General features: G+C 36.1%; 11 protein-coding genes. 10 read left to right on the top strand and 1 reads right to left on the bottom strand.

Annotated features, from left to right (window positions below):
- The first annotated feature begins 13 nt into the window (after positions 1-13).
- The 10 genes from DOK78_RS09815 to DOK78_RS09770 all read left to right on the top strand — a co-directional run bounded on the left by DOK78_RS09815 (position 14) and on the right by DOK78_RS09770 (position 11,103).
- Positions 14-1,144 (top strand): ankyrin repeat domain-containing protein, encoded by a 1,131-nt coding sequence (locus DOK78_RS09815; RefSeq protein WP_207940526.1) that lies wholly within the window; start codon positions 14-16, stop codon positions 1,142-1,144.
- Positions 1,145-1,149: 5 nt separating this feature from the next.
- Positions 1,150-2,598 (top strand): cytosine permease, encoded by a 1,449-nt coding sequence (locus tag DOK78_RS09810; protein ID WP_243430439.1) that lies wholly within the window; start codon positions 1,150-1,152, stop codon positions 2,596-2,598.
- A 21-nt stretch (positions 2,599-2,619) separates the two neighbouring features.
- Positions 2,620-3,072 carry a nucleoside deaminase gene (locus tag DOK78_RS09805; protein ID WP_207940527.1) on the top strand — a complete coding sequence of 151 codons (453 nt, stop codon included), beginning with the start codon at positions 2,620-2,622 and terminating at the stop codon, positions 3,070-3,072.
- Positions 3,073-3,371: 299 nt separating this feature from the next.
- On the top strand, positions 3,372-5,252 hold the full coding sequence (locus tag DOK78_RS09800; protein ID WP_207940528.1) for an endonuclease MutS2: 1,881 nt from the start codon (positions 3,372-3,374) through the stop codon (positions 5,250-5,252).
- Positions 5,253-5,538: 286 nt separating this feature from the next.
- Positions 5,539-6,993 (top strand): ribosomal protection-like ABC-F family protein, encoded by a 1,455-nt coding sequence (gene abc-f / locus DOK78_RS09795; RefSeq protein ID WP_207940529.1) that lies wholly within the window; start codon positions 5,539-5,541, stop codon positions 6,991-6,993.
- An 86-nt stretch (positions 6,994-7,079) separates the two neighbouring features.
- Positions 7,080-7,748, top strand: a complete 669-nt coding sequence (locus DOK78_RS09790) for a hypothetical protein (protein ID WP_207940530.1) — start codon at positions 7,080-7,082, stop codon at positions 7,746-7,748.
- On the top strand, positions 7,748-8,608 hold the full coding sequence (locus DOK78_RS09785) for a sce7725 family protein (protein WP_207940531.1): 861 nt from the start codon (positions 7,748-7,750) through the stop codon (positions 8,606-8,608). The genes DOK78_RS09790 and DOK78_RS09785 overlap by 1 nt, the downstream gene beginning before the upstream one ends.
- A 196-nt stretch (positions 8,609-8,804) precedes the next feature.
- Positions 8,805-9,422, top strand: coding sequence for an NAD(P)H-binding protein (locus DOK78_RS09780; protein WP_207940532.1), 618 nt, complete (start codon positions 8,805-8,807; stop codon positions 9,420-9,422).
- A 25-nt stretch (positions 9,423-9,447) separates the two neighbouring features.
- Positions 9,448-10,707: an MFS transporter gene (locus DOK78_RS09775; protein WP_207940533.1), complete on the top strand. Its 1,260-nt coding sequence runs from the start codon at positions 9,448-9,450 to the stop codon at positions 10,705-10,707.
- Between the two features lie 15 nt (positions 10,708-10,722).
- Entirely contained in the window at positions 10,723-11,103 is a 381-nt protein-coding gene (locus DOK78_RS09770) for an iron chaperone (protein ID WP_207940534.1), read from the top strand.
- A gap of 79 nt (positions 11,104-11,182) precedes the next feature.
- On the opposite strand, the gene DOK78_RS09765 is transcribed toward DOK78_RS09770, so the two are convergent.
- On the bottom strand, positions 11,183-11,983 hold the full coding sequence (locus tag DOK78_RS09765; RefSeq protein ID WP_339076097.1) for a Cof-type HAD-IIB family hydrolase: 801 nt from the start codon (positions 11,981-11,983) through the stop codon (positions 11,183-11,185).
- Positions 11,984-11,985 lie beyond the last annotated feature (2 nt).

Below are 11,985 nucleotides of genomic sequence, written 5' to 3'. Positions count from 1 at the left end.
GTGGTGGAATCAGATGACAAAAACAATTTTTGATAGCATTAAACAAAAGCAACTAGATGCCGTGTTGGATGAATTATCAACACACGCCATTGATGTACACTCTGTAAATGAAGAGGGACAAACTCCTCTTCATTTAGCAGTAGCAACTAACCAAGTAGCAATTGCTGCGGTTTTATTAAACAAGGGGTTTAGTCCTAATACAAAAGATCATACAATGCTGTCACCTTTTATTGCAGCAGCAGCTAATGGTTTTTCTGAAATGTTTCAGCTACTTCTGTGCTATTCACCAGATTTAACTCAAGTAAATCGTTTTGGAGGTTCAGCTTTGTTACCATCTAGTGAGAAGGGGTTTATTCGTGTCGTTCAGCAAGCCCTAGATGCTGGAGTGCCAGTCAATCATGTCAATCGTCTTGGTTGGACTGCACTTTTAGAAGCTGTTGTATTAGGCGATGATGGCTTTCTTTATCGAGATATCGTCGAAGAATTAGTTACTTCTCAAGCGGATATCTCGATTAAAGATTTCGATCAAAAAGATGCTTGTGAGTATGCGACAGAATTCAAAAAAGAAACGATTGAGTGTTTATTAAATGCAGCGTATCCCACAAGTCCCTTTACTGAAATTAAAACACTCATTCGCGCAAATAACTGTTATCAAAGTATCCAAAAATTGCTTAAAATGGATGAATCTTTAGAGCAATTGTATTATTTAGGTTTGAGCTATGAATGTTTGAATCAATTGGATGCTGCTCGGTATTATTATGCGAAAGGTTTTCAACAAGATACCCAATTTGCTTATTATTTAGCAAATCTTTATAAAAAAATAGGTGATCAAAAACAAGTAATCGCTTTCTTTGATAAAGGAGCACAAAAAGGCAATCGATCCTTTTTTATCTATCATAAATCAAATTACTTAAGAGAAATTGGTCGCCATCAAGAGGCAATTCTAATGATGGACGAATTGCTGAAACAAGCACCCAATCGAGTAGATTATTTGTTCCATAAAGCAAATAGTCTTCGTAGTTTAGGTAAACATCATGCAGCGTATGAGATAATGATTGAAGCAGACAAGCTTCAACCAGCGAATTCATTATTTAGTGAACATGCTGCACAATCACAAAAATTGATAGAAAAAAATGGAGGATAACCACAATGGCTGAAAATATTACGATGAACAACCAAGATCCATTTATTGAAGAATCAGTTGATTTTACTACTGTAGCAGAAGAGTTACGCCCAAAAAATCAAGAAGAGCGTGATTGGGGAATTATGCAGTTCACGACATTATGGATGGGCTCTGTTCACAACATTTTGTCTTATATGACTGTTGCCGGATTTTTTATGCTTGGTTTAAACTCCAAACAAGTTCTTGCTGCGGTGATGACTTCAGCAGTGATTGTTTCGTTCTTTTATGTCATTAACGGGATTGCTTCGGCGAAATATGGGATTCCGTTTACCATGGTTTTACGGTCCGTCTTTGGAGTGAAGGGGTCCATTATTCCAGCTTTAGCAAGAGGATTAATTGCTGGTGTTGTCTTTTTTGGAACGCAAAGCTTTGTTACTGCTCGGGCGATGGATGTCATATTTAATCGGATTTTTCCAGGTTATACATCCATTGGTGGAGAAGCTACATTCCTAGGGTTACCCATTTATACTGCGATTAGTTTTGTCCTTGTATGGGTGATAACAGTTGGTTTATTTATGGGTGGAACAAAAGTTATTGATAAATTAGGCACATATGCGTCTCCGATAGTGTATCTATTTATTATTGGTGCTGCTGTATGGGCGATTAATATTGCGGGTGGTATGGAGAACGTCATGAATTATGCACCTGCAAATGCGCAATTCAACACTGCTTTATTTATCGCTTGTGTGAGTGCATTAGTCTCTAACTGGGCGGGTCCGATTGTTAATATTGGAGACTTTACACAACGAGCAAAAGATTTAAAGTCAATGATTATTGGTTTACCCTTAGGCTTTATTTTTTCTTACATTTTATTTGCCATCACTTGTGTAAGTTTATTTGCAGGTACAGCAATTGCTTTTCCGGAAATGCAAAATTTTGATATCGTCATGGCTATTGATCAAATGGACAGCTCACTTGCGGTAATTGTCTTAATTATGGCGTTGAATTTAGGGGCAACTGCTTTTGTCGTATTTGGTAATTTGTTCCCAGCAGGTTTACAATTAACCTCTTTAGCACCTAACTTATTCAATGTCAAAACAGGTGGGATTGTAACTGGTATCATTGGTGTTTTAATCCTTCCTTGGAAAATTATTAATAACTTATTCTTATTTTATAGTTTCATTGGGTCAATGTTTGGACCGATTGCAGGTATTATGTTGTCAGATTTCTTTATCAATAAAAAAGGGCAGTTGAATTTGCAAGAGATTTATGCAGCTGAAAACAGTCCACTAAGTATGAAATACAATCGCCGTGCCGTAATTGTCTTAGCAATTAGTTTTACTCTTTCGATGGTAGGAGCCTTTTTCCCTAATGTTAGTTTATTAAAAATGATTAATGATTTTGCATTCTTTTCAGGATTAATTAGTTCGTTTGTTTTATATACACTGTTAACTTTTATCGATAAAAATAAATAAAATATCTAAGGAGCGAGAAAAATGAATAAATACTTTCAATTAGCAACCAAAGCGACACTTGAAGGAATGAAGCGTGGCGACGGAGGACCGTTTGGGGCAACGATTGTTCGCAATGGAGAAATTGTAGTAGCGGTTGGCAATACGATGATGCGCGATACCGATCCATCTGCGCATGCCGAAATGGTCGCCGTGCGAGAAGCATGTAAAAAATTAAATACGATGGATTTATCAGATTGTGAAGTTTATGCGACCTGTGAACCTTGTCCAATGTGTGTAGGCGTCATGATGTGGGCCAATATCAAAAAAGTATATTACAGTAACACGCGCGAGGATGCTGCAAAATACGGGTTCTCTGATATGCATCTGCGAAATTATTTAGATGGTAGTGATAAAACAGCTTTTGAGATGGAAGAAATTGGTCACCGCGAAGACTGCGATCATTTATGGCAGGCATTTCAAGAATTAAACCCTTAAAAACTTTACAGAGTTTAAAGGACTTGTTATAATTCAACTTGTAAAAACTCGTTTTCTGAAAGAGGGACTTTTTGTGAGTGTGCAAGGTATCTAATTAAGCAATTGAATACAAATAAACCAAAAATATGCTAGGTTTATTTGTTATGCCTAAAGATACCTATTGAATCAACGAATGATACGATAAGGTAATAGGGCTTCCTATTGCCTTTTTTATGCTTTTTGCATAACGAATATTTGAAAACGAGTAGATCACTCTGTTTTTTTCAAGGTATCTTTTGATAGTAGAAAGGAATACTCACATGAATAAAACCTTATTTCAAGCAACCGAATTTAATTTAATCAAAGAACAGATTATTCAGCGTTGTATTAGTGACTATGCAAAAGAATTATTAGCTGGCAAAGAACCGGCGACCAATTATCAAACCGTTCAAAAACGTTTAACAGAAACGAATGAAGCGATGTTAATTTTGGCATCCGGCCAACATGTACCATTTATGGGATTGAGTCAAATTAAACATTTGACGACTAAAATTGAAAAAGGTGCTATTTTAGAAGCCAGTGAATTAACAGAATACGGGGATTTTTTACGATCGTTTCGTCTGATTGCACGCTTTTTTGAGAAAAATCAGTACCAAACACCATTATTAAGAAGCTATACGAAAGACTTAACGGATTTTCATCACATCATTGATGCTATTTACGAAGCTATTGCCGGTAATCGGGTGAAATCCGAAGCCTCGCGTGAGTTAAAAAAGATTCGTGGAAAAATCATGAAACTAGAAAATGAACTTGAGAAAAAATGTGACAAAATCTTAAAACACGCATTAACTAACGGTTGGTTGCAAGATCGTTTAGTTGTAAAAAAAGAAGACCGTTATACCTTACCAATTAAAACAACTTTTCAGTCTAAAATTGCTGGTGAGATTATTGAACGGTCCAATCGTGGGACAACCGTATTTATTGAACCCGAAAGTTTGCGAAAATTAAATGACCAATTGATTTTCGCGAAAAGTGAAGAAACGGCAATTGTCTATCAGGTACTCGCATCTTTAACCGGGATGCTAGCTGAAGAAGCTGATGTAATTAGCTACTGTATGGATATTATCGTTGAATTGGACAGTATTTTTGCAAAAGCAAAATACAGTCAAAGTATTGGCGGAAAACGAGTAACGATTAATGAAGAAGAGACACTGCATTTTGATGGTGTCAAACATCCATTATTGACAAATCCAGTACCTTTAAGTTTAGAAATTGGAACAATGCGCGGTTTAATTATTACTGGTCCTAATGCTGGTGGGAAAACCGTAGTCTTAAAAACCATTGCGTTGGTGTGTTTGCTGACTTATTTTGGTGTTTGTGTCAATCATAATGGCAGTTCATCAATTGGACTGTTTAAAAAGATTTTTATCGATATTGGCGACCAACAAAGTCTCGAAAATTCGTTAAGTACGTTTTCAGGACATATGAAAAATATTAGCGAAATTCTACGTCACACGTCTAGGCAAACGTTGATTTTACTTGATGAGATTGGCAGTGGCACAGAACCGAATGAAGGAGCGGCCTTAGCAATTGCAGCAATGGAGTCCATGTATCAGCAAGGTGGAACAATTGTAGCAACGACGCATTATGGTGAAATAAAAGATTTTGCGTTACAACATGAAGATTTCCAAACGGCAGCGATGGCATTCGATTCAGAAACATTGACTCCGCAATATCGTTTATTACTTAATCAAGTCGGAGAGAGTAACGCCTTTTGGATTGCTCAAAAAATGGCGATTGATTCTAAAGTGCTAACACAAGCAAAAAAATATCTGCACAATAAGGATTATGCGACCAAAAAAATCGTGTATCAACGAAAAGCAACCGAAACAAGTAGTACGCAAATAGAGTTTCATAAAGGCGATCGTGTCTGGAGCAATGAGCATGAGCAGTACGGATTGTTTTATGAGTACCAAGATGAATATTCTGCTAAAATACTTATTGAAAAACAGCTGATTTCTGTTTCGCTTAAACGCTTGAAACTAGCTGTCCCAGCAAGCGAATTATACCCACAAGGTTATGATTTGGAACAATTATTTGTTGAGTATCATGAGCGGAAATTTAATCGAGATATTGATCGTGGCTCAAAAAAAGCACAAAAACAATTACGCAGACAAGCCGAACAAAGACAAAAGCATTGATAAGAATAAAAAAGCATGGTATTCTACTTTTATCAACCAAGTAAAGGGGAATGAAAGGTGACTACATCTATGAGATTACGTTTTTTACTTTTGAATCGTTAATTTAATACAAATTCAAAAGTCTTGTAACGAAATTCATGGGTGAAGTGTGCACTTTTTAAGTAGATACACATAGATAAAATGAACGTAGGGATAGTATAAGACTATCCCTTTTTTGTGTCCATTTTTTAATTAAATAGAAAAGTTACATGGAATCCCTGTTCGTTACAACAGGAAGGATCAAACCATGGAAGAACAAACTATTCAAATCAAAGACTTAGAGTTAATTTATTCAGGAAAAGAGATTGTAATCGTTCCTGAATTAAACGTTTATATGAATGAAAAAATTGGTATTATCGGAGAAAATGGTTCTGGGAAAACAAGTTTAATGAAATTAATTGCGCATCAATTGACTCCTACCAAAGGAACAATTCAGACAAGTATCGATTTTCAGTACTATGCTCAAATGGATGATGTGGTAGAAGAATCAATAACTGATTTAGACGGTGCATTATTAAGTCGCTTTACAGTGCCCACGACGGATGTCCAAAATTTAAGTGGGGGTGAGATGACGAAATATCGTTTAACGCAATTGCTTTCAACTTATCAATCAGGGATGTTATTGGATGAGCCAACAACTCATTTGGATCAGCGTGGAAAACAGCAATTAATTGAAGAATTGCGTTATTATTACGGTACGTTGTTGTTTATTAGTCATGACCGTTTCTTTTTAAATGAATTGGCTGAAAAAATTTGGGAAATAAAAGATGGCAAAATTACAGAATACAAAGGGAACTACGATGCCTATCTGCAACAAAAAGAACATGAAAAAAACAGTCAAGAACGTGCACACCAAGAGTATCAAAAAGAAATGCAACGATTAACAAAAGGTATTCAAGAGAAAAAACAAAAAGCAGAACAAGCCGGAAAAATTTCAGATAAAAAGAAAAAACAAAATGTTCGACCAGATCGACTGTCTTCTTCAAAACAAAAAGATACCGTTCAAAAAAATCTTTATAAACAAGCCAAAACCATGACAGCCCGCTTGGAACAATTAAAAGAAGTTCAAGGCTTGGAGCGAGAGACAAGCATTAAGTTCCCAAAACACGAGACAGCTGAAATTCATAATCCATATCCGCTACGCATTGAGAAACTAACAGTAACTTATGATCAAAAACGTATTTTAGATGAAGTGGACTTTCAATTGCCTTTAGGGAAAAAAGTAGCTATTGTGGGGTCAAATGGTGCCGGCAAGTCCACTTTATTTCAAGCAATTTTAGATGGTCATTCAAGTATTGTTTTATCACCAAAAGTAAAAATAGAGACGTATCGTCAAATGGACTATCAATTGTCTAGTCAACGGTCGTTATTACTTGAATTAATGACAGAAACAGATTGGCCAGAAAGTACTGTCCGTTCATTGCTACATCATTTAGGTTTTTCACAAGATGAAGTATTAAAACCATTATCCGTATTAAGTGGCGGCGAAGCGACACGTGTTGCGATTGCTCAATTATTTACACGACCATCCAATCTATTAATATTGGATGAACCTACAAATTTTATTGACTTAACAACCATTCAAGCACTAGAGACGTTCCTGAAAGAATACACAGGGACTGTGCTCTTCACATCGCACGATCCACATTTTATTGAATTAGCGGATGAAGTGTGGGAACTCAAAGATGGAAAGCTAGTGTAATAAAAGCCGAGATATCTTTAAGTTTCACTTGCAAAAAGTGAACGTATGTTCTATTCTGTAATTAACATAAAATAAGGAGAACGATTATGAAGACACCCTTAACCATTCAAATGGAAGAAAGTTTGTATTATTCCTGTCGAGAAAATGGCGATATTGTTATTGAAGAGGTCACAATGCCTGATGATCAAGGGATTGTCGATACACTAAGTTGCCGTTTAGATATCGCCAATCAGTTTGAATGGCGTTGTTATGAGCTAAAAGTTAGTAAAGCAGATTTTCGTTCAAAAGCAAAGTTATCGTTTGTCGGTCATTATAATTATTTTGTGTTACCTGAAAAATTGTATTTAGCAGTCCAAGATGAAATCCCCAGTCAGATTGGTGTATTAGTTTTTCATTCGTATATCAATGAAGAGATTGGGGTACCAGGGTATTTTACGACCGCTAAAAAACCGCAACGTCAAGAATTACAAGTCAATGAACAAGAGTTGCTTTATCGCTTAATCGCCTCGCAAGCGCGAGAAGTAGGCAAAGCGAAAAAAACAGCTCGTGGCTTGCGAGTATTTGGTACTGAACAATTATTTAAAGAGCTCAAACGTAGACAGCCAGAATACGATTTGTTTGGGGGCGGAGTGAACTATTACGATCGTTTTATTGAAGAGACACAATCGCAAGCAATAGAAGCTTTAAAAGAGGAACTAGAGGCGACGCGTGCTGCTTATTTTGAACTTGAAAATCGCTGGTTGGAGGAAAAGTAATGTATTATCCTTATTTTCGTGGCAAACAATTTGATTTGATTGCATTACGCACGTTGCTGGAAGAAAATCGTTTGTCAAAGCGAATTCAGCCAATTATCGAACCAGTAAAGAAAACGACTGCTTTTACAAAATTAATAGACACAAGTCAACAATTGGCGCACTCTTTTTATATTATTCAAAATCCACAAGTGGGGGCTTTTGCTACTGAAAATGGTTTAGAAACATTGCGCCAACTTCCTAATGAAAAAGCGTATCTATTAGATCAACCATTAGAAACCGTAGAGACTCCTTCAGAAATGATAATTATTAATCAAGCAGCACCTGCTCTAGCAAGTGAATGGAACAATTACCAAGCAAAAGTGTTAGTACCAGAAGAATTTCGTTTATTACAGAGAGTCAAAGGGCAACGGATTTTATCAGAAGATGCCTTTACCCGTTTGCCAAGAACGCATTTTTATCAAGAACAAATGGATGAACTTTTTTCAGTGACACATCAAACTTATCAGAAGAAAGGCTTTGTAGGTTTTAGCGATTTTTCAATAGATAGCCGCATCTATTATGAACATGGCTATCCCACACCTATTTTGAGTTTGCACCTTGTCTATTTTGCAAAAGATCAATTGCGCATCCATCATTTTTTATCACCAGAAGAATTACCTTCGCAAAAGGAAAAATTTTTAGCACTCATGATGGAAGTTGATCAATGGATGCCTCAGTTATGTGACAATCAACCAACAAAGGGGCTGGAATTATTGTTAGAAAAAGCAGCGAAAGAAAAATTCCCTGGGATGGGTGTGATGCGTAAAGCAGCTGTTATGCATCATTTGGAATTGATGAGTCGTTATTTAGATGGGAGATAATCAACTATTATAGGTAGTTATAAGGGAACTCATAAAATTGATTATTGGACCATTTGCTTTTTACTGAGTAATAATGTGGAAAAACATAAAGACAAAATGAGCTTGTAACAACACATTTCAACTGATACAATCTTTCCTAAAAGTGTCATTTTCCCTTTGATTTTGCTAGTATAAAGATAAAAGGAGGGCGAAAACAATGAAGAAATTAGTTATTTTTGGAGGTAGTGGTTTTTTAGGTCGTGAAATTATCAAAGCTGCTCGTGAGGATTATCATGTAATCAGTGTCTCACGTCATGGGCAACCAGCATTGGAAGAAGAATGGTTGTCAACTATTGAATGGGTAAAAGGAGACGTTTTTCAACCAGACGGCTGGCGCCATGTGCTTAAAGACGCCGATATTGTAATTGATGCGATTGGTTTGTTAGTTGAAAATCGTAAAAAAGGCTTAACGTACGAGCGTTTCAATATTGAACCAGCTAAAGTAACTGCTGATGAAGCACAAAAAATGAAGGTTCCTTATTTTGTTTATATTTCAGCGAACCGTTTTACGACTCTTTTCTTAAAACGTTATTTTCACTCAAAAGCGAGAGCTGAATCGATTGTTTTATCTTATTTTCCTCATGCGTTATTGGTTCGTCCAAGCTTTATGTATGGGAAACAGCGTAAACTGACTACGACACAAGCGAAAATGATTCACTTAGCCAAAAAAGTCCCCTTCATTTCACAACCAATTAAACAATTGCAGCCTCAAAAAGTTGAAGAAGTGGCACAAGCAATTGTCATTAAAATGAAAGAGATGACAGAAGAAAAATAGTTCTGTTGTTTAAAAGGAGTATAAAATGAAAGAAACTGAGTTTTCACTAGCGCATTGGCGTAGAAATTTTTATTTATTTTTAAGTGGGCAATTTCTATCAGGAATTACCAGTATGATTGTCCAATATTCTATTATTTGGTATTTAACTGAACTGACTGGTTCAGCCACAGTTTTAAGTTTTGCAACTATTTTAGGGATGTTGCCGATGGTTATACTCAGTCCCTTCGTGGGTCCTTTAATTGACCGCTGGAACAAAAAAACATTGTTGATAGTAACGGATGGAATTGTGGCAATTATCGCCTTGATTTTATCCTTAGTGGGAACATTTTCAGCAGAGTTTCCATTGTGGTTAGTATTTATTTCTCTATTAGTGCGTTCAATCGCGCAAACGTTCCAAATGCCAACCATTCAATCTATTTTACCAACCATGGTTCCTGAAGAGGAATTAACCAAAGTTAATGGACAGTTAGGGATGGTTCAATCTGCTAATTTTATTATCGCTCCTGCATTAGGTGCTTTCTTATTTGCGATTGTTCCTATGAATCAATTGATATTATTAGACGTATTAGGTGCTATTTTTGGAATCGGCTTACTAATTTTTGTAACGATTCCTAAAGTCGTGTCACAAGGAGAAAAAGTTCATCTATTAACAGATACTAAATTTGGTTTGCAACAGTTAATGGCTAATAAAGGTCTATGGTGGATTACGTTAATTGGTTCAGCATTTACTTTAATTTTCATGCCTGCTGCAAGTATGTATCCGTTAATGACGATGGAATATTTTAATCGTTCAGTAGGAGATGCCGGTTTAATTGAAATGATTTATGCTATTGGAATGTTAGCAGGTGGGGCGTTAATCGGGATTGCTGGGAACTGGAAAGATCGAATGAAACCTGTGTTATTAGCCTACGTTGTTATTGGCATCACAATTGGATTAAGTGGTATCTTACCAGCTACAAAGCAAGGGTTTATTCTCTTCATTATCTTAAATGCCTTAGCAGGATTTGCTACGCCGTATTTTAATACGCTGCTCATGGCAATGATTCAACAAAGTTATGATCCTAAATATTTAGGTCGGATTTTAGGAGTTCTTAATTCACTGATGAGTATTACTGGTCCAGTTGGTTTAATTTTTGCTGGTCCTTTAGCCGATAAAATTGGAGTAGAAAAAATGTTTCTCTTAGCAGGAATTGGTACATTACTCTGTGGAATCGTGACTTTTATCATTCCTGCTACACGCAATTATGACAAAGAATTACAAGCGAAGCTAAATAAAAAAGCCTAAAAGGAGGCGTTAGCGATGAGTAACTTATCTGAATATGTTGCCGCAGTAACCGATGATACAAAGCGTCAAAAACTTCAAGAATTATTCGATTGGCTTACTTCTGAATTTCCTCAACTTCAAATAAAATTCGGTTGGGGACAACCGATGTTTACTGACCATGGTACGTTTATTATTGCTTTTAAACATACAAAAAAACATATCACAGTTTCACCTGAAGTTGCAGGTATTCAAAAATTCGCAGATAAACTAGACATAGTTGGTTATGCGCATACAGAGAATACTTTTCGGATTACATGGGAACAAGAAGTACATTATGAATTGTTACGAGAAATGATTCAATTCAATATAGAAGATAAAGCTAATGAAACTAAATTTTGGCGTAAAGCGCCCAACTAGACGAAACAATCATTAAAACAAACCCGAACGGTACACTTTTGCTAGGCTAAAGCAAAAAAGACGTTCGGGTTTGTTTTGTTTAATCGAGATAAGTTTCAATGACAGCAAGTACGCCAGAATTATTGTTAGAAGGAGCTTGGTATGTTGCCGTTCTTTTAACTTGAGGGCTACTTTGTTCCATCGCATAACTGTGCTTAGTTAAACCAAGCATTTCTAAATCGTTGTTGGCATCTCCAAATGCTAAAAGCTCATCAGGCATTATCTGCCATTTTTTTAATAATTTTGCAATTGTGCTACCTTTTGTAATATCGGGAATAATAATGTCAATACTTCCATGACCACTAGCTACTGCTACTAACTGTCCATCAAATTGTACATTTAATTGCTTTACCACGCTGTTCGTCTTCTCAACTTCCACATCCAAAGCGATTTTTACAAAGACATCATCAGGTAGCGTATTAAATGAAGACACCTCTGTTAATTGATAATAATACTTCTTAGCGAACTCTTTGAACTGTTGACTAGCTGAAGATAACAGATAAGCGCTTTTTACGCCACATACGATAAATTCTAACGTATAATCATTCGTTAATAATACCGACAGAAGTGTTTGAACAAAGGTCGATGAAAACTGACTGACACTCTGTAAGTTTTGATTTTCCCCAATAATTGCTCCGTTCTCTGCAACATACACAATCTCAGCATCTTTTCCAGGAAAAAAAGATTTTAATTGATAATATTGATTCCCGCTAGCTACGATGAATTTGATTTGTTTTTTACATAATTGATGATAAATCCGTTCAAAGCGTTGAACATCATAGCGACTCGTTGTATCTAAAAAAGTTCCGTCCATATCTACAGCAATTGCTTTGATCATCATTA

Source organism: Enterococcus sp. DIV2402 (assembly GCF_017426705.2).
Classification (GTDB): domain Bacteria; phylum Bacillota; class Bacilli; order Lactobacillales; family Enterococcaceae; genus Enterococcus_F; species Enterococcus_F lowellii.
This window is presented reverse-complemented; position numbering and strand designations above follow the sequence as displayed.